The organism is Streptomyces sp. NPDC048389, assembly GCF_040706335.1.
Lineage (GTDB): Bacteria > Actinomycetota > Actinomycetes > Streptomycetales > Streptomycetaceae > Streptomyces.
Window position 1 is genome coordinate 13,038 of the sequence record NZ_JBEZKP010000049.1, and the last position, 22,391, is coordinate 35,428.

Sequence of the window (22,391 nt, forward strand, 5' to 3'; positions counted from 1 at the left end):
ACTGCACCGATCCCTGGGGCCCACGTACCGAGGACGCTGATGTCTCAACTACGCGCACCCGCCGCGCGGTCAGACCGCCGAGAGGGCGGACGTCACGGCCGGCCGGGCGCCCGCGCCCTGGCGGCCGCGGGCCGGACGCCGTCCGAGGCGCCGTCGGAAACCCGGGTACGGCACCGGCTGCTGCGTACCGCCGTCCTGCCGACCGTGGTCGCCGCCCTCAGCGGCGTGATCGCCGTCGCCGTCACGGTGCGTGCCGCCACCCCGGAACCGTCCGCCGGCCTGTGGGTGGCGCTGACCGCCCTGGCCGCGCTCGCCCTGGCCGCCGTGGCCGTCGCCGCACGCGGCGCCGACCGCACGGCCAGATCAGTGCTCGACCGCTGCACGGAGCTGCGCCGCACCACCGCCCGTGCCCAGAACGACCTGCGTACCGCCGTCGACAAACTCCGGCGGGGAGAGGGCCCACCACCCCGCCCCGCGCTCCCACAGGGGGCACCGGGCGGCGGGGACGCGTTCGACCTGCTCGCACAGGAGCTGGTGCGCTCGCACGACACCGCGCTGACGGCCGTGGTGCAGGCGTCCCGGCTCTCCAGCAGCGTGGGCAACGAACAGAAGGTCGAGGTCTTCGTCAATCTGGCCCGCAGGCTCCAGTCCCTGGTGCACCGCGAGATCCAGCTCCTCGACGAGCTGGAGAACGAGGTCGAGGACCCGGAGCTGCTCAAAGGGCTCTTCCATGTCGACCACCTCGCCACCCGGATCCGCAGGCACGCGGAGAACCTCGCGGTCCTCGGCGGCGCCACCTCCCGACGGCAGTGGTCCAACCCGGTCGCCATGACGGAGGTGCTCAGGTCGGCGATCGCCGAGGTCGAGCAGTACCCCAGGGTCAAGCTCGTGCCGCCGATCGACGGCACACTGCGCGGACACGCGGTCGCCGACGTGATCCACCTCTTGGCGGAACTCGTCGAGAACGCCACACTCTTCTCCGCCCCCCACACCCAGGTCCTGCTGCGCGCCCAGCACGTCACCGCCGGACTCGCCGTCGAGGTCGAGGACCGGGGCCTGGGCATGCCACCGTCCGAGCAGGACAAAATGAACGCCCTGCTCACCGACCCCGACCAGGTCAACGTCGCCCATCTGCTGCAGGACGGCAGGATCGGCCTGTTCGTCGTCTCCGCGCTCGCCCGCCGCCACGGCATCGCCGTACGGCTCCAGCCGAACATCTACGGAGGCGTCCAGGCCGTACTCGTCCTGCCGCACGGTCTGCTCGGTGCAGACCGGGAAGGGGCGGGACAGACCGGGAGCGCAGCACCCGAAGCGCCCGCCGTCGGACCCGGCGCCGCGACCGGGTCACCGCCCTCACCCCTGTCCGCGCAGTCGGACCGGTCCGACCCGCCCCGCACCCTGCCGGCGCAGAGCGAACCGGTCGGCTCCGGCGTCGCCGCCGAGCCGCTGCCCGCACGGGGCGAGCACCCCGACCGCCCGTACTCCGGAGCGGCCCGCCCCGACCACCCGCCGCCCGCCCCTGCCCCTGCTGCCGAGCCCGAGCAGGTCCGTGGCGCACCGCAAGGACCCGCCCCGCAGGTCGTCCGCGGCACCATGGGCCGCCCCCAACTGCCCAGGCGCCGCAGCCAGGAGCACCTCGTCCCGCAGTTGCGGGACACCCCCGGCCCGCGCACGGACGACGAGCCCGCCCTGCACGACCCCGGTCTGATGGCGGCCTTCCAGCGGGGTATCGGCCTCGCCGAGGCCCGGCCGGCGCGTGGGACGGAGCACTTCGGCCAGACCGATGCCCCGCACCAGGACCACACCACCAAGGAGTAACGCACCATGGCGAGCGATGTGCCGACCGGCCGTGTCCCGGACCTCGACTGGCTGTTGAGCGGCCTGGTCCAGCGCGTCCCGTACACCCGCAACGCGGTACTGCTCTCCTCCGACGGGCTGGTGAAATCGGTTCACGGCCTGGACAGCGACAGCGCCGACCACATGGCCGCCCTGGCCTGCGGCCTCCACTCACTGGGCCGCAGTGCCGGAGCGCGCTTCGGCGACGGCGGAGAGGTGCGCCAGGTCGTGGTCGAGCTCGACTCCACCCTGCTGTTCGTCTCGACGGCCGGCTCCGGCTCCTGCCTTGCCGTGCTCGCGGGACGCGAGGCCGACGCCGCGGTACTCGGCTACGAGATGGCCATGCTGGTCAAGAGCGTGCGCCCGTATCTCGTCACCCCCGTGAGACGGTCCGCCGGAGCACCGGGCGTCGCGGGCCGGTGACCATGCCCTCGCCGAAGGACGGGCCGCTGCTGGACGACGCGGCGGGCCGGCTGATCCGTCCGTACACGGTGAGCGGCGGGCGCACCCGTCCGAGCGCCGCACTGGACCTGCTCTCCATGGTGATGGCGACCGGCGCGGCGCCTCAGGTGCACCTCGGACCCGAGCACACCATGGCCCTCGGCCTGTGCCGCGGGCCCACGTCGGTCGCCGAGATCTCCGCGCACCTACGGCTTCCGGCCGTCGTCACCAAGGTGCTCCTCTCCGACCTGGTCGACTGCGGCGCCGTCACGGCGCGGGCGCCGCGCAGCCACGACACACCCACGGACCGTTCACTGCTGGAGGCGGTGCTCGATGGCCTACGACGACGGCTCTGACACCTACGGCGCCGGGAGCGACGACCGGTTCCCCACCGCACTCAAGGTCCTGATCGCGGGGGGCTTCGGGGTGGGCAAGACGACCTTCGTCGGAGCGGTCAGCGAGATCGACCCGCTCAGTACCGAGGAACTGCTCACCCGGGCCGGCGCGGCGACCGACAGTCTCGACGGCGTCGAGGCCAAGACGACCACCACCGTCGCCATGGACTTCGGCCGGATCACCCTCGACGCCCGCCATGTGCTGTACCTCTTCGGCACGCCCGGGCAGGAGCGCTTCTGGTTCATGTGGGACGAGCTGTCGGAGGGTGCCCTCGGCGCGGTGGTGCTCGCTGACACCCGAAGGCTGGAGGACTCGTTCTCCGCCGTCGACTTCTTCGAGCGTCGAGGTATCGGATTCGTCGTCGCCGTCAACGAGTTCGACGGTGCCCACCGCTACGAACCGCACGAGGTGCGGGCGGCGATCGACCTCATGCCGGAGGTTCCGGTCGTGCTGTGCGACGCACGGATCGCGAGTTCCGGCATCGGCACCCTGGTCACCCTGGTCCGGCATCTGCTCGCCACCACCGCCGTCGTGCCGGGCCCGGCACCGAGCTATGGAGCACCGACATGACATACGACCCCATCGGCCATCTGCTGCTGACGCCGGTCGACCGCGAAGCACCCGCCCGGGTCCAGCGCCTGCGCCGGCTCGGCTTCGGCGACCGCCCCGACGCGGCCTTCGACGACTTCGCGCGCAAAGTCGCCGAGGTGACCCGAGCTCCGTACTCGATGGTCAACTTCATCGACGAGAACCGCCAGTTCTTCGCCGGGCTGCACACCCCGTCGGGGACCCGCCGCGGGACCGGCCCGGGCACCGCGCCGGGGGGCGGCGAGGTCAGCCGGTTCATGGCGCGCGACCACGGCTACTGCCCCCATGTGGTGGTGCGCCGCAAGGCGCTGGTCCTGGAGGACGTGTGCGACTACCCGCGCTTCGCGGGCAATCCGGTCGTCGACGCGATCGGCATCCGCTCCTACCTCGGGGCGCCGCTGATCGACCGGACGGGCATCGCGCTGGGCACCATCTGCGTGGTCGACACCGAGCCGAGGCCCTGGGGGAGGGCCGGGCTCGAGACGATCAAGTCGCTCGCGGCGGAACTGATCGAGCAGATCCACCGCCGGGAGGACGGCGGCATCTGACACGACCCCGAGGGCCGCCTGTGCCGTGCCTGGCGGATGGTTCTGGCGGTGGTCGGAGCTCCGGCGCACCGCGGCTCTGGTCGGCGCGCCCGGCCTCCGCAGGGCTCGCTTCTGTTTCACCCGCGCCCTCGACGTGCACGCGCGGTGCGCACGGACGCCGGCGGGCGTTGTCGGTGGCGGCGCTTACGGTGGTGCCATGGCCACCGCCGACGACGTACGCAGGATCGCGCTCGCGCTTCCGGGGGCGATCGAGAAGCTCGCCTGGGGCATGCCCACCTTCCGGCTGGAGGAGCGCGGCCGGATCTTCGCGTCGCTGGGCGACGACGACCGCGAGATGGGTGTGAAGTGCCCGAAGGAGGACCGCGCAGAGCTGATCGCCGCCGAGCCCGGCAAGTTCTTCCTCCGCGCAGGACACGACGACCACTACGCGTGGTTGCGTGTGCGCCTCGAAGCACTGGAGGACGACGACGAGCTGCGGGCGATCCTGCTCGATTCGTGGCGCCAGGCCGCTCCCCGCAGACTGCTCGACGCACACCCGGAGCTGGCGCCGCCCCAGCAGTGATCCGCCGGTGCGGGGCCCCGCCGGGCCGGATGGCCGCGCGGGCGGTGCCACGGTCGGGTGAGTGCGCCCCCGGCGCAAGCGCTACCCGCGGCGGACCGGGTACGGATGGCGGCGCCGTTCCACGACGCCGGGAGGACCCCGACCCATGCCCGTCACCAAGAGCGCCGGGAGCACGCTGGCCGCGGCGGTGTGCGCCGCACTGCTTCTGACCGGATGTACGGACGCCTCATCCGTATCGCCCGCACCACCCGTGCCGAAAGCGCCCGGGAAGAGTTCCGTCGGTCACGCCGGCCCCGGCCACCAGAAGCCGTCGGCCCGTCACATCCCCGGCCTCGGACCCGACTTCCGCTCCCGTATCCCCGGCGGAACCCGCCAGGTCCTGGTCGTGTCCGGCGGGACGGCCGACACCAACGTCGCGGAGACCGCGCTCTACGAAAGCGACACGGGACGGGACTGGCGGCGCGTCGCCGGTCCCTGGCCCGCCCACAACGCCCTGCGGGGCTGGACCCATGACCACCACGCCGGCGACCTGCGCACTCCCATCGGGGTCTACGGGCTCGGCGACGCCGGCGGCCTCGAACCGGATCCCGGCACCCGGCTGCCGTACGACCAGGACGAGGAGTTCGTCGCCCCGGGGACGGGTTTTCTCGGAGAACCCCTCGAAGGTTCCTTCGACCATGTGGTCGCCATCGACTACAACCGGGTCCCGGGGACCAGTCCGCTGGACAAGGAGCGGCCGCTCGGCCCGGAGAAGGGCAGCGGGCTGTGGATCCACGTGGATCACGAAGGACCTACCCAGGGGTGCATCTCGCTGCCGAGGGAGCGGATGCGTGAACTGCTGCGGCTGCTCGATCCGGACAAGCATCCGGTCGTCGTGATGGGGCCCGCCCCGGAGCTCCGGAAGTGACCGACCGGCACCTCCGGCCACCTCTCCTTCTCGTTCCTTCGCCCCTGCCCCTGCCCCCGTTCCCGTTCCTGTTCCTGTTCCGGCTCTGCCCCTGCTTCGGCTCCGGCTCTGCCCCTGCTCTGCCTCCGACGCCTCCGCCCGCGTCACAGGAACGCGGAGACACGCGCCCGCAGGGACGCCGGGTCCAGGCCGTGCGCGGCCAGGTGCTCGTCGACGGTGCCGTAACGCCGCAGCTCCCGCCGTGGCACCCCGATCCCCAGCACCCGGTGCGGTACGTCCGCCAGGGCGTCGTTCGCGGCCGTGGTCGACGTGCCCTCCAGGTACGGTTCGACGATCACCACGTCGGCCCGGCCGCCCGCGGCGGCGCGGACGGCGGCCCGGTCGTAGGGGCGCACGGTCGTCGCGTACAGCACGGTCACGTCGAGTCCCTCGGTCGCCGCGAGCACGTTGTCCAGCATCGGTCCGACCGCGATCACGACCCCGCCACGCCCTTCGCGGACGGTGAGGAACCGGTCGCCCGTGACCGGCCGGGCCTCGCCGTTGCTCTGCAGCGACAGGCGCACGTACACCCGGTCGTCGCCGGCGGCCGCGTGTCGCAGCAGCGCCTCTGCTTCGTCCGGATGGCCGGGCACATGGACCGTCCACCCGTCCAGGGTGTCCAGCAAGGCCACGTCCCCCGGTGACATGTGCGTGAAGCCGCCGGCCGGCCAGTCATAGGAGGCGCCGGCGCTCACCAGCACCCCGCCGATGTCCTGGTGGCCGAAGTCGAGCTTCACCTGCTCGAACGGCCGCTCGACGAGAAAGCTGGCGAACGTGTGCATGATCGGACGCATTCCCGTGAGGGCGATGCCGCCGCCGGCGCCGATCAGAAGCTGCTCGCGGATGCCGACGTTGACCACGCGGTCCGGATGGCGCCGCTGCGCCTGCTCGAAACCGGCGGTGCTGATGTCGGCGAGTACGAGGGCGAGGCGGGGGTCCTCGTCGAGCAGGCGGGAGGCGGTCGCGATGAATCGGTCACGCATGGTGTCCATGGTCGGAAGTCTCCTGGGTGGGGCCGTGATGAAGGGCGCGATGGGCGGTTGGGCGACGGACGGTCACCGGGGCGGGTAGCGGGGACGAAGGAGAAGCGGGACGAAGGAGTGGTCAGGCGCCCTTGGGCTCGACACGGGCGACGACCGCCCGCGGCCGACCCGGATGGGGCGCCGTGAACGCGGCGTACAGCGCGTCGTGGTCCCTGCCGTCGACCGTCTGCGCCGACCAGCCGGCCGCCTCGAAGCGGGATGCGATGCCGCCGGGCCAGCCGTGGGTCGCGGACGAGTTGTCGACGACGAGCGTGTGCAGCTGCTCGAGCCCGGCCGGTCCTGCGTAGGCGATGGCCTCGTGGTTGCTTCCCTCGTCCAGTTCGGCGTCGCCGATCAGAACCCAGACCCGCGGGTCCGCCAGCCCCTGGGCGCGCAGGCCCAGGACGGAGCCGACGGCCAGCGGCAGGCCGTGGCCGAGCGAGCCGCTGCCGATCTCGGTGCCGGGCACGAGAACCCGGTCGGGGTGGTGGCCGAGCGGCGAGTCGTACGAGCCGAAGCCGGTCAGCCACTCCTCCGGGAAGAAGCCCTTGGCGGCGAGGACCGCGTAGTACGCCATGGGCCCGTGCCCCTTGGACAGCAGGAACCGGTCCCGGTCCAGGGCTTCGGCGGTTGCCGGCGTCACCCGCAGGACGCGGTCGTACAGGACCCAGAGCGCGTCCATCGTGGAGGTGGCTGCCGGCCCGTGCTTCTCGTCGCCGGTCATCAGGGACATGAGCCGGTCGAGATCGCCGAAGCCGGTGCGGCCGAGGGGTCGGACGGACGCGGTGGATGCGGTCGTGGACGCGATGGTGGATGCCGTGGTCGTCATGTCCACCACCGTGCAACCTCAAGTTTGCTTGAGGTCAAGAGTGTCGGTCCGCGCATACGGGTTCGTGACCAGCGGTCCGAGTGCTGTATTCTTCTCGTGCGCGTTCGGCCGGGGGAAACCCCAGGTCAGCGGGCATCGGGACGTGGCGCAGCTTGGTAGCGCACTTGACTGGGGGTCAAGGGGTCGCAGGTTCAAATCCTGTCGTCCCGACTTGAAAGAGTCGCAGGTCAGGGGCCGTTTCAGAGCAATCTGAAACGGCCCCTTGATCATTTTCGGCCCAGGCGGAGACCAGTCCGTCTCGACCTGTCGGCAGGTGCCTACGGCGGCTCGGCAGGGACCGCGGGGCGTGGAGCGCGTCGAGGCGTCACACGAGCGTGTGGCATCTCCCTCCTGCGCGGGTTCGGCCCCGGCCGCTCGACGGCCGCGGGCCGCGGGACGACCGTACGGATGCGAGGCGCCGTGGACGGCGGCGGGCGGGCGGATGGGAAATCGGGTGTGGCGTGGCCTCTCCACGGAGGGCCGCGGTGTCGGCCCGGCTCCCCTGGATGCGGATGCGGATGCGCCGGCGAGGACGGGGCCCCGCCTGGATGCCGCCGCCGTCCGCTGGGCCGCGGTTTCCGAAGGCGGGGAGCCTCTTTGGCGCCGGGGCTCCCACCGCCAGGCAGTGCCGTCCAAATGTCACGCCCGCTTCGGGAGTGAGGCAAGGCGACGGCAGTTTCGTAGGCGGACCGAGTGGCGGGCGACCACTGCCCACCTCCGCCGCACGCTTCAGGCGTCCGCGAGCAGGGGGTCGTACGGAGTGCTCGTGCGGCGCGCGGACATGAAGGAGAGGAAGTCGCCCACGAAGGCGCTCCGGCCGTAGGCCCCGTGGGTGGTGGTGAGGTCGCGGTGGAACGCGGTGCGGAAGAGGGTCCGGTACTCGTCCGCGTCGATGGTCCCGTTGCCGTCCTTGTCGGTCGCGTCGAAGAGCACCTCCGCGACACGGATGAGCGCGGGTCCGGCGAGGGAGGGGACGGCGGTGGCGTACTCATCGGCGCTGATGCGGCCGTCACCGTCCGTGTCGAGCGCGGCCTGGAGTTCGCGCCACCAGGCGGCGAAGGCATCGTAGAGCCGGGTCTCGTCAGGTTCGTCGAGGTCGAGACGGGTGGAGAGTTCGCGGGCCATGGCGGCGAGGTCGGGCCAGTCGAGGTGGCCGTCGCCGGTCTGGTCCAGCACCTGCCGGAAGAACTCCTCCGCCGAGCGCCGCGACTCCCCCGTACCCGCCGAGGGCGCGGAGTCAGGGCCGGAGCCGCCGCCCAGCGGGCCGAGGAGCCGGAGCAGGGCTGATGCCCGCTTCATGTGGCCGCGCAGTGCGGCCACGGTCCGAGCGCGGGGGTCGTCGCTCCCGGGCGAGAGCGAGAGGAGTTCGATGACGCTCTCGGCGTTGAGCCAGCCCTCGGGCAGGAAGCGGCCAAGCCCGGCGGCAAGGTAGGCACCCTGCATGAGCGACTGAGTGCCGGGCATCTCCGGCAGACCGGCACGCCGCCGGTACGGCTCGGGGAGCGAGGCGACGGTGATCGCGCCGAGGAGAGGACCGGCGACGGCCCGGCCCGCCGCCCACAGGGTGGGCGCGCCGTCGAGCAGTGCAGGGGCGGGCAGGTGGTCGAAGAGCCGGAAGAGGATGACGCGGGCCGCCTCGGTGTTCTCCAGTTCGTTCTCGACGACCCGGTCGAAGTACCGCCAGAAGTCGTGGAGGTCTTCGGGGAGTTCCCCGGCATCACCGTCGAGGGCGGCCAGGTACGCGCGGTACTCGGCGTACATGCGCTCCATCGTGTCCTGGTCGAGCGGCTGGCCGCTCAGCCGGCACATGGTGACGGCGCTCTCGAAGAGGGTGGCCACCACCCAGGCACGGGTCGCGCGGTCCGTCGCGTCATAGGCCCGGCCGCGGGAGTCGGAGCCGCTGATGCGGGCGTGCAGCCGGTTGAGCCGCGCCGCCTCCCTTTCGCGTACCGCGGGGTCGGCTCCGACCATGCGCCGCATGCTGAGGAAAGTGTTGCGGAGCCTGCGCCAGGGGTGTGTCACAAAGGTGGAGTTGTCGATGAGTGCGGCACCGATCTGCGGGTGGGCCGCTTCCAGCACGGTCGCGCGGATCAGGGCGAGCGCCCAGCGAGGGTCGTCGAAGAACGCGTGGAGCTGCGAGTCCGGCCCGAACAGGGCCTGCCCGTCCACGGGTCCCGGGGCGTCCTTGCGGGGTGCGCCGGTCGGTCCGGTCGTCATCGTGGGTCTCCGTTCGTCTGGGTGGGCACGCCACCGAAGCGGCGGTCGCGGCGTCGGTAGGCGTGCAGACAGGCAAGGAAGTCGGAAGCGCGGAAGTCCGGCCAGAGCACCTCGGGGAAGACCCACTCGGCATAAGCGACCTTCCAGAGCATGAAGTTGGAGATGCGCTGCTCGCCGGAGGTGCGGATGACGAGGTCCACGTCGGGGGTGTCGGGGAACGGCAGGTGCTCCGCGAAGAGCCCCTCGGTCACCTCGTCCGCGGACGTTCCGCTGCGGATCAGCGACCGGGCGGCCTCGACGATGTCCCGGCGCCCGCCGTGGTCGAAGGCGACGGTCAGCGTCATCCCGCGGTTGTCCGCGGTCAGGGTCGTCAGATCGTCGAAGTCCCGGACCAGTTCGCGGGGGATGCGCGGGTCGGAAACCCCGAGGAAGCGGCAGCGGATGCCGCGGGCGAGCAGCAGCGGCGCGTGCTTGCGTACGACTTGGCGGACCAGACGCATGAGGTAGTCGACCTCGACGCCGGGCCGGTTCCAGTTCTCCGTGGAGAAGGCGTACAGGCTGAGCCATTCCACGCCGGCGGACCGGGCCGCCTCGATGATGTCGATGACCGTGGTCTCGGCGGCCCGGTGGCCCGCCGTGCGCGGCAGGGAACGCCGCTCCGCCCATCGACCGTTGCCGTCCATCACGCACGCCACGTGCCGGGGGACCGCATGTGCTGCCCCGCCACCCTGCCGTCGCCCGCCCAGGGCGCCGTGGTCTGTCACGCGCGGTCCCACTCCACCCGTCGCACGACCGGTCCTGCCACGCTCGGTCACGCCCACCCCGCCTTGCCGCTGCAGCCTCCCCCGCCTCTGCCAACGGGCTGCGCCTGGCCGAATCCTGGCAGCAACGGGAGGCTCTGACGGGTCGATCCGAGAAGCGTCACCCTTGGCTCGTGTGTTCGAGTCCCTTCGCCGGGCGCCGGGCCTGTCGGAGAACGAGAGGCCGTCCGCCGGGCTCCACCCACCCGGTGCGGCAGGTGTCCGGGCGGGGTCGGGGACGAGCGGCTCTCGTCATGCCCGGAGGGCGGAGCCGTGGGTGCAACCACGGGGTAAAAGGCGCATTTCGCCCATATCGAACCGCTTGAACGATCGAAATTCCGTGCGGCTAGCATATGAGCACTGCCTAGCTCGAAAGATAAACCTGTGACTGTCAAAGACGACTCGTTCACCAACTGGAAGAACCGCGAGGAGATCGCGGAGTCAATGATCCCGATCATCGGGAAGCTGCACCGGGAGCGGGACGTCACGGTCCTGCTGCACAGCCGCTCCTTGGTGAACAAGTCGGTGGTCAGCATCCTCAAGACCCACCGATTCGCCCGGCAGATCGCCGGTGAGGAACTCTCGGTCACCGAGACGATGCCGTTCCTACAGGCCCTCGCCACGCTCGACCTCGGCCCCTCCCAGATCGACATCGGCATGCTCGCCGCGACCTACAGGGCCGACGACCGCGGCCTGTCGGTGGCGGAGTTCACCGCCCAGGCCGTCGCCAGCGCCACGGGCGACGACAGGATCGAGCGCCGTGAGCCGCGCGACGTCGTCCTCTACGGCTTCGGCCGCATCGGCCGCCTCGTCGCCCGCCTGCTCATCGAGAAGGCCGGCTCCGGCAACGGGCTGCGGCTGCGCGCCATCGTCGTCCGCCAGGGCGGTGACCAGGACATCGTCAAGCGCGCCTCGCTGCTGCGCCGCGACTCCATCCACGGGCAGTTCCAGGGCACCATCACCGTCGACGAGGCGAACAGCACGATCGTCGCCAACGGCAACGAGATCAAGGTGATCTACGCGGGCGACCCGTCGGAGGTCGACTACACGGCGTACGGCATCAAGGACGCCATCCTCATCGACAACACCGGCCGGTGGCGCGACCGCGAGGGCCTGTCGAAGCACCTGCGCCCCGGTATCGACAAGGTGGTCCTGACCGCCCCGGGCAAGGGCGACGTTCCCAACATCGTCCACGGCGTCAACCACGACACCATCAAGCCGGACGAGCAGATCCTGTCCTGCGCGTCCTGCACCACCAACGCGATCGTCCCGCCGCTGAAGGCGATGGCGGACGAGTACGGCGTCCTGCGCGGCCACGTGGAGACCGTCCACTCGTTCACCAACGACCAGAACCTGCTGGACAACTACCACAAGGCCGACCGCCGCGGCCGCTCTGCGCCGCTCAACATGGTCATCACCGAGACCGGCGCCGCCTCCGCCGTCGCCAAGGCACTGCCCGACCTCAAGGCGCCCATCACGGGCAGCTCGATCCGCGTCCCCGTGCCGGACGTCTCGATCGCGATCCTCAGCCTGCGGCTCGGCCGCGAGACCAGCCGCGACGAGGTGCTCGAACACCTCCGCGATGTGTCGCTGACCTCGCCGCTCAAGCGCCAGATCGACTTCACCACCGCCCCCGACGCGGTCTCGAGTGACTTCATCGGCTCGCGCCACGCCTCGATCGTCGACGCGGGCGCCACCAAGGTCGACGGTGACAACGCGATCCTCTACCTCTGGTACGACAACGAGTTCGGCTACTCGTGCCAGGTCATCCGGGTCGTCCAGTACGTCTCCGGGGTGGAGTACCCCACCTTCCCGGCCCCGGCGGTCTGATCCGCCGTCCGCGTGCGGTGTCCGGCCGCCCACCGCAGGTGGGCGGCCGGTGGCCGTACGGTCAGCCCCGGGCTCCCGACACCTCGATCTCGGCCCACACCTGCTTGCCGCCGCTGAGCGGCAGCGAGCCCCACGACTCGGTCGTGGCCTCGACGATCAGCAGGCCCCGGCCGCCCGTCGCCTCCCAGTCGACGTTCGCCGGTTTGACGGGGGAGCGGGGAGAGGTGTCGTTGACGGCGATCCGCAGCCGGTCCGACGACAGCGTCAGATCGAGGTCCACCTCTCCCTGGGTATGGGCGATGGCGTTGGTGACCAGCTCGGACACCACCAGCAGGGCTATGTCGATCTCGTCGGTCAGGCCCCACGAACGGAGGGTGCGCGCGGTGAAGCGGCGGGCGTGCAGCACGGCGTTGGTGAGCCGCCACACCGTCCAGTGCGTCCGCAGGGGACGCACGCGGGTCCCGTCGTAGCGCAGCAGCAGCACCGCGACGTCGTCGTCACGTCCGTTCACCGTGCCGAGGAGTTCGTCGGCTACCCGGCCGATGTCGGACGGGTCGGCCGCGCCGAGGGCCTCGTTCGCCCGCCGGATCCCCTCCTCCAACGGGAGGTGGGCCGACTCCACCAGGCCGTCGGTGACCAGGGTGAGCAGGGTGCCCGGCAGCAGACCCGCCTCGGTCATGGAGAACTCGGCCTCCGCCAGCACCCCCAGCGGCGGTCCGCCGTCGACGGCCAGTTCCTCCGTCGTGCCGTCCGGGTGCCGCAGCAGCGGCTGCAGATGTCCGGCCCGGACGAAGATGGCGATGCCCTCCTCCATGTCCAGGTCCACGTACAGACACGTGGCGAAGAGGTCCGTCTCCATGCCGACGAGCAGCCGGTTGGCGCGCGAGACCACCACATCGGGAGGATGGCCCTCCACCGCGTAGGCCCGTACCGCCGTACGCATCTGGCCCATGATGGTGGCGGCCGCGGCGCTGTGGCCCTGGACGTCGCCGATGACCAGCGCCACATGTGCGTCGGCGAGCGGGATCACGTCGTACCAGTCGCCGCCGACCTCCAGCCCGGCCGTCGCGGGCAGATAGCGGGCCACGGCGACACCGCCGGGCAGCACCGGCAGCTTGCGGGGGAGGAGGCTGCGCTGGAGCATCCGGGCCAGCTCGTGCCCCGCGTCCAGGGCGTGCGCACGCCGCAGCGCGTTGCCGACCAGGCCCGCCACCGCCGTCAGCAGCGACCGCTCCTCCGGGGCGAACTCGTGTGCCGCGTCCCAGCCGACCAGGCACACCCCGACCAGTCGGCCGTCGGCCGGCAGCGGGACGACCGCCAGCCCGCCCGGCCCGATACCGAGGAGGCCGGGCTCCAGATCGGCCCCCGGCGGCCACAGACTCATATGGCCGTCCCGCAGCGCGCTCTCCAGGGTGGGCAGCGAATGGCACGACGCGTCCGGCCACTCGGACCGCCACTCCGTCTGCCACAGGCCCGGCCACGCGCCCGGCTCCGGCGGGTCCAGCACGGTGACCAGCAGCCGGTCGGCCTCCACCTCCGCGACGGCGATCCGGCTGGCGGCCAGCGGCTGGCGCAGCGACTCGACGACCGTACGGCTGACGTCCCGGACCGTCGTCGCACCCGCCAGCCGCGCCGACAGCGCCTGCACGACGGCGACCTCGTCGTCCGTGGGACGCAGATAGACGGCGTCGGCGACCACCCCGAGAACCCGCTCCGGCGCGCCGTCGGCACCGAACCTGAGGCGGCAGCGCAGGCCCAGCCAGCGCAGCTCGCCGCCGGGGCGGCGGATACGGAACGCCAGCTGTTCACTGGAGGACGACGACAGCCGGCCCGGTTCGACGACGGCCATCAGCGCCGGAATGTCGTCCGGTACGGCGCAGGCGAGCAAGGTCTCCACCCGCCCGTCGAAGTCCTCCTCGGCGATGCCGAGCAGCTCCAGTACGCGCGCGTCCGCCTCCATCAGCCCGGTGTCCAGCGTCAGGGTGAACGCCCCGCTGTGGAGCGGTACGAGCGTCGGCCCCGGGTGTGTACGGGGCGCCGGCCGGCCGACGACACGGGCCGGTACGGACTCCAGCCCGGCCGTCACCTGATCGGCGTAGAGCTCCAGGAGGTTGCGACGGTCGGCGTCGAAGCCGTCCGCCGTCTCGCCCGCCACGATGAGGCAGCCCAGCTGCGTGGTGCCGTGTCCGAGCGGCAGCGCACCGAGCGAGAACTTGGGCGGCAGGGTTCCGGCGCCGACGGGGGACACACCGCGGACGTCGGCCGAGAGGTACGCGGCCAGCTCCGCCGGACTCAGCCACAGCGGCCGTCCGGCCCGGTAGGCGTCCGTGGCGGGGGAGCGTCCGTCCAGGGACACGACGGCCGGCAGCCCGTACGTCCCGCCGCGGTCTCCGACGACCTCGGCCAGCCGCAGCTCGTCGCCACTTTCCGTGAGCACGTAGACAGCAGCCAGCTCGGCCCCGCAGAACGCAAAGTTCGCCCGTGTCAATGCGCGCACCGCCTCCGTACGCGGTCAGGTACCGCGCTGCTCCCATGCTGCCGTTGTTCGCACGGTGGGAGCTAGTCAGGAGACGACATTGATCGTGCGTCCGTCCTCGCGGTAGAGCGCTTGCGCCCGTCCCGGCCACGACTCCACGCGCGCGTGGAGTCGTGGCCGGGCTGCACCCGCCGCCTGACCGGGCCGGATCCGATCGGTGAGGTCCCGACGGACCGGACCTGACCGGCCCGCGGGCGTGGCGTGGCCCCGGTACGTCTGTCCCGGCACGTCCGCAGGCGGTGTCCGGCCGGTTCGGGCTGCGCTTCGGGGCGGGGCCCGGACAAGTGCGGGCTGCGCTTCGGGGGCCCGGGCTCGTCCGGGCCGGGCTTCGGGGCGGGGCCCGGGCACGCCGCCCGGTCTCCGGGTGCTGCTCCGGGGGCATGCCAGGGCTGCCTTCCCGTACACGCCCCGCTCACGTCTGGCGACGCCTTACGTCTGGACACACCCCCTGAGCGTCCCCTTCCCCCAGGTGGGTCTCTCGCTCCCGCCCGGTGGAGCGCCGTCCCGCCACCTCCCGAGCGGTCACGCGGGGCCGGAAGGCGGCGGGGCCGCATTCGAATGGCTCGGCCTCGTCAGGCGGCGCGGTCGCACCAGCCCCACCCGCCTGTGACGCTGTGTGCATGCAGCGAGACAGTGGCAAGGTGAGGGTCCGCAGGGTCTACGAAGCGCCGGACCCGGACGACGGCGTACGCGTCCTCGTCGACCGGCTCTGGCCGCGCGGCCTGGGCAAGGACGAGGCTCGGATCGACGAGTGGCCCAAGTCGGTGACCCCGTCGACGGAACTCCGGCGCTGGTACCACGGGCCCGACGGCCAGTACGAGGAGTTCCGCCGGCGCTACGAGGCGGAACTCGCCGAACCCGCCGCGGCAGAAGCCCTGAGCCGGCTGCGCGCCCTGGCCGCCGAACGCCCCCTGACGCTGCTGACGGCGGCCAAGGAACCCGACCGCAGCCACGCCTCCGTGCTCCGGAGCCTTCTCTCGGCAGCTTAGGCAGCTCAGGCAGCTCTGCGAGGTCTTCTCGTAGCCGGTGGCGATGCCGCGCAGGCGCTGATCAGCAGGCCCGTCCGCCTGGATGATCAGCGGGCATGGCTCTTTCGACCGTCGGCGCCGGTCGGTCGTCGTCGTCGCCGGTCGGCCGGCGGCGTCGGTCGGCCCCCGGCCCCGGCCCCGGCAGCCGGGCGGGCGAGCAGCGTGCGGGCCTCTCCGACACGGAGTGGTCCGTCCGGATGCGGAATCCGCGCACAGCCGGTCAGCGCCCCACGGATTGACGTTTCGACGGCACGCGGGCGAATTGCCGTGTGAATCCCGGGGCTTGTCGTGGCGCACCGGCCGCGGACAACCGGTGCGCAGCGTCGCGTCAGGCACGGACGACCAGCCGCGGCGCCTCCGCCGCCGGGTCGACCGGGCCGCTCAGCCGGTTCGCCAGCTGCCTCGCCCAGCGGCTCAGGCCCGGCACATCGATCCCGTACAGGGCCGGGGAGTCGGCGACGCGCTCGGCGCCGCGCAGCAGCAGCCGGGCGCCGCCCGTGGTGTTGCCCCGCGCGGCGTGGGTGAGACCCACCGCGAGCTGCGCCAAGCCCCGCCACAGCTCGCGTTCCTCCTCGGGGCCGGCCTTCCAGGCATCCTCGAACACCTCGTGCGCGTGGAACGGCATACCGGCGTCGAGCAGTCGCTGCGCCTCGGTGAGCGTCTGCGCGGGCGTGCGCACCACCCCTTCCGGCTGGCGCTCCACGCCGGGCGCGCCATGGGGGAGAGGACGGCCCAGGCCGTCCCGGGGGCGGGCGCTGCGGGCCCGGCCCTCGGCGTCGCGGTCTCTGCGTGCCTCGTCCATGCGGCAATTGTCCCTCCCGCGCACCGGCGGGCCACGGCGGAGTACCTGCGGACGACGCGTGCCGCGTCGGCCGGGCCGGGCGTTCGCCGGCCGCGCGGAGTGAGGTAGTGTTCTGTTGCGCGCTCGGGCCGGGAAACCGGCCGAACAGCGCATCGGGACGTGGCGCAGCTTGGTAGCGCACTTGACTGGGGGTCAAGGGGTCGCAGGTTCAAATCCTGTCGTCCCGACTTGAAAGAGTCGCGGGTCAGGGGCCGTTTCAGAGAAATCTGAGACGGCCCCTTGATCGTTTCTGGGAGCATGAGGGGACCGGACCGACTCCCCTTGACCGCGTCAGCGGGCGACCACGATCGGGCCGAGGGCCGAGGGCCGAGGGCCGAGGGCCGGGAGCCGGAACTGCCGGCTCACCGGATAAAACTGCTCCCGGAGCGCTCGTGGTGCGGGCCGGACCCGCGCCGCCCTGGTGTCTCCAGCGGCGTTTCCAGCGCGAGCACCACACCCCTCGGGGACGGTCCGGCGTTGCCCTGTCGCCGGACCGGGTCCGGATGCGGGACATCAGCAGTCACCGCCGTGGAAGACGCAACCGACCGCAGCGCCGCTGCCCATGCTGACCACCCCCACGGCCGGATCGGTGCTGCCCCGTACGAAGCCTCCGGCGTATCCGTCGTCGTCGACACTCTGTGCCCCCAGGTAGATGCCCCAGTTGAGGAAGAGCTCCTGCAAGCCGCCGGCACCGTCGGGAAACGGCTCGGCGGCGGGACGTACACGTCGCTGGAGGACGAACGGGCCGTTCATTGCCGAGGCGACCTTTTTCTCCCACTCTGCGGCGTCCACCTTCCAGCCTGCGGTGATTCCGTTGCCACCGTGCAGCAGTGTCGGCTTCAGGATCAGCTCGTGCCGGTGGGCCAGGGCGTGGGTGAGCGTGTCGACCCGGGTGCCGCCGGGGTCCGTGGCGTGTGGGCGCACGTACCGCGTCCATGGCAGGAGCCGGTCGATACACGCCAGTTCGGCGGCATCGAACAGGTCACGGTGCTGCTCGTCGGAGAGCATCGCCAGGGTGCCCTTGTTGCCGTACAGTTCGGCGTCCAGCCGGCTGAACAGGCCCACCCTGCCCTGCTCGACCGCTCCCAGCAGTGGCTCCAGCCGGGCCGCCGAGGCGGGGTCGGTGAGGTCCTCGGCAAGGAAGTACCGGAAGACGACGTCGACGGCCCGGCCCGAGACCGTCGGACGGCCGTTCGGGTACGTGAGTTCGCCGAGATCGCAAGCGAGCCCCTCGACTCCGTAGTCGGCCAGTTTGGCGGCGAACACCTGAAGCCGGGGTCCCACGACGGCGAAGTTCTCCGCCGTGTCCACCACGGCGACGACGGGTGCCCGGCCGGTGGGGATGGCCGCGGCGCACTCGGCGTACATGGTCCGCACCATGCGGCCGAGCGTGTCTTGGTAGCGGAGCCCGTGGCGCGTTACGAACTCCTCGAGTGGCGCGTACGTCAGCATCGCCCGGTTGATGTCCGCGTTCTCGAAGCCGCCGAGCGCGCTGGTGATATTGAATTCGAGAAGTTTGAATCCGGTGCCGTCGTGATACAGGTCGGCCCGCCCCAGCGGGAGGAGTGTCCCGGTCCGGGCGCTCCGCGCGATCAGGGCTGTTTGCAGGGGATCCATGCCGACCGCCGCGGCCAGTGCGGTGATGCTTCCGTCGAAAGCGCGCTCCGGCAGTGAGCGAAGCAGCCCGTAGACGGTGTGGAGGTCTTCGACGACGCTGCGGCGCTCGGTCTCTCCGAGAAAGGCGGGGCCGCTCAGGAACCGGTCCCGGTACGCCAGCGTGAGTGTGGCCGACTCCCGGGCGGCGGCCGTGGGGTGGCCCGTCGACGCCTGCTGCGCGAGCTGCTCGCCGTACGCGTGGCCCAATCGCGACCTGGGTGGCCTGGGCAGATGCGTGGTCGTCATGGTCATTGCTTCCTTCTCGGATCGACCGTGTGTCCGGTGCGGCGCCGGCGCACCCCGGCGTCGTGCGCCGGTCGGCTGCCCGCTCAGTCCGTGTCCGTCGGTCGCGGCGCCTGCTCGGCGCGGGTGATCCACTGGCGGCGGGCGCCCACGAGGAGTGCCATCGCGACAAGCGCCATGGCGACCGCGCCGAAGCCGAACACGGCGCGGGTGCCGACCTCGGCGGCCACGATGCCGCCGGCCGCCGCACCGACGGGCAGACCGCCCCAGGCGACGAGCCGGTACACGCTGTTGGCCCGCCCGAGCAGGTGCTGCGGTACCAGGGTCTGCCGCAGGACGACCACGACGACGTTCCACGTCACCGTTCCGCACGCGAAGATCGCGAGGGCCGCGCCTGCCGCGTACACCGAGGGCACGGCGGCCAGCACCGTCTCGCTCGCGGCGATCAGGACGGCGGTGGCGACGAGTGCTCCTTCCCGGCCGAGGCGTTCCGTCAGGACGGGGGCGAACCGTGAGGCCAGGACGGCTCCGACGGCTTGGCAGGCGAGCAGGACGCCGTACCCGAACGGGCCCAGGTGGAGTTCCTTCCCGCTGTGCACCACGAGCACGGCGAGCATCGCGTTGCCGGCGAGGTTGATCAGACAGGACACCAGGGCGAGGCTGCGCAGCAGATGGTGCGAGAAGAGCCACTTGGCGCCGGCCATCATCTCCGACAGCACGCCGGACCTGTCCGGTGGGCGCTCGATCGGCCGGGTGCGGCGGATGCGGCTGAGCAGGACGGCGGAGCACAGGAAGGTGGCCGCGTCCACGCCGAAGGGCAGGGCCATCGCGACACCGAACATCAGCGCGCCGAGGAGCGGGCCGACGAAGCCCGTACCGGCCTCCTGCGCGGCCATGATGCGGGCGTTGGCGGTGGCGAGCCCGGCCTTCGGCGTGATGAACGGGACGAGTACCTGGGCCGCGTTGCGGCACAGGACCTCGCCGACGCCGAGCAGGAACATGCACACGTAGAGCAGCGGCAACCCGCCCCAGCCACCGAGGATCCCGGCGGCGAGCACCGCGAGCAGGACGGCCCGGGTGATGTCGACGCGCACCATCATCGCCCGGATGTCGACGCGGTCCACCAGCAGACCCGCGGGGATGCCGAACAGGAGGAACGGCGCGGTGAAGGCGACCGAGGCCGCGCCGATCAGGCGGGGGTCGTCGGTCAGCCGTGTGGCCAGCAGAGGGGCGGCCGCGATCGTGGCCCCGTCGCCGAGCGAGGACACGGCGGCGGACCACCACAGCCGGGAGAAGTCGCGCCCCAGGCGTGGCTGTTGCGAGCTGGTCTTGTCGGTCGTCGATGTGCTCATGACGCCATGCGGCAGCGCAGCCGGCAGTCCATCGTCTCCCCCTTCGACATGCCGCCGGTGGGCGGCCCCCTTCGGCCCGCCGTCGCTCGCCGAGACCCGTACGGCCAAGCGCACGGGTCTCGGCGAGGATAGTCGGCGTCCGCGGCGGCGTCGAGGGAAAGTTCAGGTCCGTCGGGGCGCAGTACACCTGTCGCACGAGTGTTGCCGAGGAAGATCAAGTTCCGTATGACAGAGGAGGTTTGAGTCCTGCGGTCTTCTGATATGTTCGCGCCGCTGGGCGCTGAACCGGTGGCCAGAAACGGTGCATGCAGGGGGAGGGCATGCCGTCGACGGGCTTGCACACACTGCGTCAAGGCCCTTGGTCGGCCTGGGGGATGAATCGTTTCGGCGTGACGATCCTCCGCGCGGCCTCGGCTTCCACATCTTCCAGTCGCGCGACCACGCGTCGGCTTCCGCACGCTTCACCTCCCGGCGGCCCGTCGGCGGCGACGGCCGGCCGGCGGTTGCAAGGGAGGCCGGGTGACGACCGCGTCGGCACCCGGTCCGGAACGGACGGACACCCCGGTGAGGCACCCGGGTGCCTGAGTCAGGGCTGCCACAAGCGGCCGCGCACATCGAAGGGCGAGGACAACGTTCATGGGAACCTGCGAACCGGATGCGGCGAGACCTACGACCGGCACCCGCCGTTGCCTCTCACGTCATCCGCTGACCTGTCGCCTCCAGCCCCACGGAGGCATACGTTGAGTCCCACGGCGGGCCTGACGAAAGCCCGGCCGGACGTGGTCGAACCGGTGACGGTCGCCGTCATCGGCACGGGGGCGATCGGCCGGGACCTGGTCAGCAAGCTCTACCGGTCGCCTGCGCTGGACTGCCGGCTGGTGGCCGGACGCAACCCGGAGTCGGCGGGCCTGCGGTACGCCGAGAGCCTCGGCTTCGCCACCACCGCCGCGGGCATCGAGGCCGTACTGGGGGCCGCGCGCCCGTTCGACGTCGTCTTCGACGCCACCAGCGCCGCGTCCCACCGGGACCACTGGCCGCTGCTGGAGCCGCTCGGGACGCTGGTGATCGATCTGACGCCCAGCAAGCTCGGGCGGATGGTGGCGCCCACGGTGACCGGGGTGTCGGCGGAGACCGGGCGCAACGTCAATCTGATCAGCTGCGGCGGCCAGGCGTCCGTCCCGGTCGTGCACGCGCTCGCGGCCCGCTTCCCGGTGACGTACCTCGAGGTCGTCTCGACCGTGGCCAGTGACGTCGCGGGCCGCGCGACCAGACTGAACCTCGACGAGTACGTGGCGACCACCGGTCACGCCGTGACGGCGTTCTCCGGCGTGAGTGACGTCAAGGCGATCCTCAACATCAGTCCGGCGGTGCCGCCGGCGACCTTCCGGACGGCCATCCGTGCCCGCATCGCCGACGCCGACCCGGCGGCGGTGCGCGCGGTGGTCGACCGGGCGGCCGAGCAGGTGCGGTCGTTCGCTCCCGGGTACGAGGTCACCGCCTGCACCGCGACCGACGACCTGGTGACGATCACCCTCCAGGTCATGGCGCACAGCGACGTCCTGCCGCCGTACGCCGGGAACCTCGACATCATCAACTCCGCCGCCGTCATGGTCGCCGAGCAGTACGCGGCCCGGCCGGACCGGGCGTCCCGCACGGGGGTGACGTCATGAAGCAGGTGGTGATCCACGACCCGACGTTGCGGGACGGCCAGCACGCGGTCCGCCACCAGCTCGGGCTGACCGCCCTGCGCCGCTACGCGGAAGCGGCGGACGCGGCGCGGATTCCCGTGGTGGAAGTCGGCCACGGCAACGGTCTGGGTGCCTCCTCGCTCCAGGTCGGGCAGGCCGCGGCGAGTGACGACGAGATGCTGTCGACCGTCCGGGAGTCGCTGCGCCACAGTCGGATGGGGACGTTCATGCTGCCCGGCTGGGGCACCTCCGACGACCTGCGGCGGGCGATCGCACACGGGGTCGACGTCTTCCGCATCGGCGTACACGCCACCGAGACGTCACTGGCCGAGCGGCACCTCGGCTTCCTGCGGGATGCCGGGGCCGAGCCCCACTGCGTACTGATGATGAGTCACATGGCCTCCCCGGCCGAGCTGGCAGAGCAGGCCGCGCAGGCCGTCGGATACGGAGCACGGGCCGTGGGGATCATGGACTCCGCGGGCCACTTCCTCCCGGCGGACGTCACCGCGCGGATCAGCGCGATCGTCGAGGCGGTCGACACCATCCCGGTGATCTTCCACGGACACAACAACCTCGGCATGGCCGTCGCCAACTCGGTGGCCGCGGCCGACGCCGGCGCCCTGATCATCGACGGCTGCGCCCGTGGCTTCGGCGCCGGGGCGGGCAACACCCAACTGGAGGTGCTGGCCCCGGTGCTGGAGCGGAGCGGGTACGCCACGGGCATCGACCTGTACGCGCTGCTGGACGCCGCCGACCTCGCCGAGCGCGAACTCATGCCCGCACCACCGGTGACCGCCTCGATGAGCATCGTCAGCGGCCTGGCGGGAGTGTTCTCCGGATTCAAGCACCGGGTCGTCGAACTCTCCCAGGCCGCCGGCGTGGACCCGCGCGACGTCTTCTTCGAACTCGGCCGACGGCAGGCCATCGCCGGCCAGGAGGACCTGATCGTGGACGTGGTGGCGGAGCTGAGCGGCCGCAAGGACGACGCCTGAC

At 71.9% G+C, this 22,391-nt stretch carries 19 protein-coding genes and 2 tRNA genes; 13 read left to right on the forward strand and 8 right to left on the reverse strand.

The window, feature by feature from the left end; genetic code table 11:
* Window positions 1-39 precede the first annotated feature (39 nt).
* The 7 genes from AB0903_RS26650 (at window position 40) to AB0903_RS26680 (ending at window position 5,278) form a co-directional block, all read left to right on the forward strand.
* Window positions 40-1,818: an ATP-binding protein gene (locus AB0903_RS26650; protein ID WP_366706967.1), complete on the forward strand. Its 1,779-nt coding sequence runs from the start codon at window positions 40-42 to the stop codon at window positions 1,816-1,818.
* Between the two features lie 6 nt (window positions 1,819-1,824).
* Entirely contained in the window at window positions 1,825-2,259 is a 435-nt protein-coding gene (locus AB0903_RS26655) for a roadblock/LC7 domain-containing protein (RefSeq protein ID WP_366706969.1), read from the forward strand.
* 2 nt (window positions 2,260-2,261) lie between these two features.
* Window positions 2,262-2,633: a DUF742 domain-containing protein gene (locus AB0903_RS26660; RefSeq protein WP_366706971.1), complete on the forward strand. Its 372-nt coding sequence runs from the start codon at window positions 2,262-2,264 to the stop codon at window positions 2,631-2,633.
* Window positions 2,611-3,243 carry an ATP/GTP-binding protein gene (locus AB0903_RS26665; RefSeq protein WP_366706973.1) on the forward strand — a complete coding sequence of 211 codons (633 nt, stop codon included), beginning with the start codon at window positions 2,611-2,613 and terminating at the stop codon, window positions 3,241-3,243. The genes AB0903_RS26660 and AB0903_RS26665 overlap by 23 nt, the downstream gene beginning before the upstream one ends.
* Window positions 3,240-3,809 (forward strand): GAF domain-containing protein, encoded by a 570-nt coding sequence (locus tag AB0903_RS26670; protein ID WP_366706975.1) that lies wholly within the window; start codon window positions 3,240-3,242, stop codon window positions 3,807-3,809. Before AB0903_RS26665 ends, AB0903_RS26670 begins: the two co-directional genes overlap by 4 nt.
* Before the next feature lie 196 nt (window positions 3,810-4,005).
* The gene (locus AB0903_RS26675; RefSeq protein ID WP_366706977.1) at window positions 4,006-4,371 is read left to right on the forward strand and encodes an MmcQ/YjbR family DNA-binding protein; all 366 of its coding nucleotides are present in this window, start codon (window positions 4,006-4,008) and stop codon (window positions 4,369-4,371) included.
* A gap of 145 nt (window positions 4,372-4,516) precedes the next feature.
* Entirely contained in the window at window positions 4,517-5,278 is a 762-nt protein-coding gene (locus AB0903_RS26680; protein ID WP_366706979.1) for a L,D-transpeptidase family protein, read from the forward strand.
* A gap of 143 nt (window positions 5,279-5,421) precedes the next feature.
* Here the strand turns inward: AB0903_RS26680 and AB0903_RS26685 are convergent, their stop codons facing one another.
* Both AB0903_RS26685 and AB0903_RS26690 read right to left on the reverse strand, forming a co-directional pair.
* A complete protein-coding gene (locus tag AB0903_RS26685) occupies window positions 5,422-6,309 on the reverse strand; it encodes a transketolase C-terminal domain-containing protein (RefSeq protein ID WP_366706981.1) in 888 nt (295 codons plus the stop codon).
* A 112-nt stretch (window positions 6,310-6,421) separates the two neighbouring features.
* Window positions 6,422-7,072: a transketolase gene (locus tag AB0903_RS26690; protein ID WP_366707031.1), complete on the reverse strand. Its 651-nt coding sequence runs from the start codon at window positions 7,070-7,072 to the stop codon at window positions 6,422-6,424.
* A gap of 232 nt (window positions 7,073-7,304) precedes the next feature.
* On the opposite strand from AB0903_RS26690, the gene AB0903_RS26695 reads away from it, so the two are divergent.
* Window positions 7,305-7,378, forward strand: a tRNA-Pro gene (locus AB0903_RS26695).
* A 558-nt stretch (window positions 7,379-7,936) separates the two neighbouring features.
* On the opposite strand, the gene AB0903_RS26700 is transcribed toward AB0903_RS26695, so the two are convergent.
* On the reverse strand, window positions 7,937-9,424 hold the full coding sequence (locus AB0903_RS26700) for an oxygenase MpaB family protein (RefSeq protein WP_366706983.1): 1,488 nt from the start codon (window positions 9,422-9,424) through the stop codon (window positions 7,937-7,939).
* The gene (uppS, locus tag AB0903_RS26705) at window positions 9,421-10,119 is read right to left on the reverse strand and encodes a polyprenyl diphosphate synthase (RefSeq protein ID WP_366707033.1); all 699 of its coding nucleotides are present in this window, start codon (window positions 10,117-10,119) and stop codon (window positions 9,421-9,423) included. The genes AB0903_RS26700 and uppS overlap by 4 nt, the downstream gene beginning before the upstream one ends.
* A 489-nt stretch (window positions 10,120-10,608) precedes the next feature.
* Between uppS and AB0903_RS26710 the strand changes: the two genes are divergently transcribed.
* Window positions 10,609-12,054 carry a glyceraldehyde-3-phosphate dehydrogenase gene (locus tag AB0903_RS26710; protein ID WP_366706985.1) on the forward strand — a complete coding sequence of 482 codons (1,446 nt, stop codon included), beginning with the start codon at window positions 10,609-10,611 and terminating at the stop codon, window positions 12,052-12,054.
* Between the two features lie 61 nt (window positions 12,055-12,115).
* Here AB0903_RS26710 and AB0903_RS26715 read toward each other — a convergent pair whose 3' ends face one another.
* The gene (locus AB0903_RS26715) at window positions 12,116-14,542 is read right to left on the reverse strand and encodes a SpoIIE family protein phosphatase (protein WP_366707035.1); all 2,427 of its coding nucleotides are present in this window, start codon (window positions 14,540-14,542) and stop codon (window positions 12,116-12,118) included.
* A 668-nt stretch (window positions 14,543-15,210) separates the two neighbouring features.
* On the opposite strand from AB0903_RS26715, the gene AB0903_RS26720 reads away from it, so the two are divergent.
* Window positions 15,211-15,579, forward strand: a complete 369-nt coding sequence (locus AB0903_RS26720; protein ID WP_366706987.1) for a DUF488 family protein — start codon at window positions 15,211-15,213, stop codon at window positions 15,577-15,579.
* Between the two features lie 367 nt (window positions 15,580-15,946).
* Here AB0903_RS26720 and AB0903_RS26725 read toward each other — a convergent pair whose 3' ends face one another.
* Window positions 15,947-16,420 carry a DUF309 domain-containing protein gene (locus AB0903_RS26725; RefSeq protein WP_366706988.1) on the reverse strand — a complete coding sequence of 158 codons (474 nt, stop codon included), beginning with the start codon at window positions 16,418-16,420 and terminating at the stop codon, window positions 15,947-15,949.
* 153 nt (window positions 16,421-16,573) lie between these two features.
* On the opposite strand from AB0903_RS26725, the gene AB0903_RS26730 reads away from it, so the two are divergent.
* Window positions 16,574-16,647, forward strand: a tRNA-Pro gene (locus AB0903_RS26730).
* A 325-nt stretch (window positions 16,648-16,972) separates the two neighbouring features.
* On the opposite strand, the gene AB0903_RS26735 is transcribed toward AB0903_RS26730, so the two are convergent.
* Together AB0903_RS26735 and AB0903_RS26740 are read right to left on the reverse strand one after the other, a co-directional pair.
* Window positions 16,973-18,361, reverse strand: a complete 1,389-nt coding sequence (locus AB0903_RS26735) for a hypothetical protein (RefSeq protein WP_366706990.1) — start codon at window positions 18,359-18,361, stop codon at window positions 16,973-16,975.
* Window positions 18,362-18,444: 83 nt separating this feature from the next.
* Entirely contained in the window at window positions 18,445-19,710 is a 1,266-nt protein-coding gene (locus AB0903_RS26740; RefSeq protein ID WP_366706992.1) for an MFS transporter, read from the reverse strand.
* Window positions 19,711-20,450: 740 nt separating this feature from the next.
* Here AB0903_RS26740 and AB0903_RS26745 point away from each other — a divergent pair.
* Entirely contained in the window at window positions 20,451-21,380 is a 930-nt protein-coding gene (locus AB0903_RS26745; RefSeq protein ID WP_366706994.1) for an acetaldehyde dehydrogenase (acetylating), read from the forward strand.
* Complete coding sequence (gene dmpG, locus AB0903_RS26750) at window positions 21,377-22,390, forward strand: 4-hydroxy-2-oxovalerate aldolase (protein WP_366706996.1); 1,014 nt, start codon at window positions 21,377-21,379, stop codon at window positions 22,388-22,390. The genes AB0903_RS26745 and dmpG overlap by 4 nt, the downstream gene beginning before the upstream one ends.
* Window position 22,391: the final 1 nt, after the last annotated feature.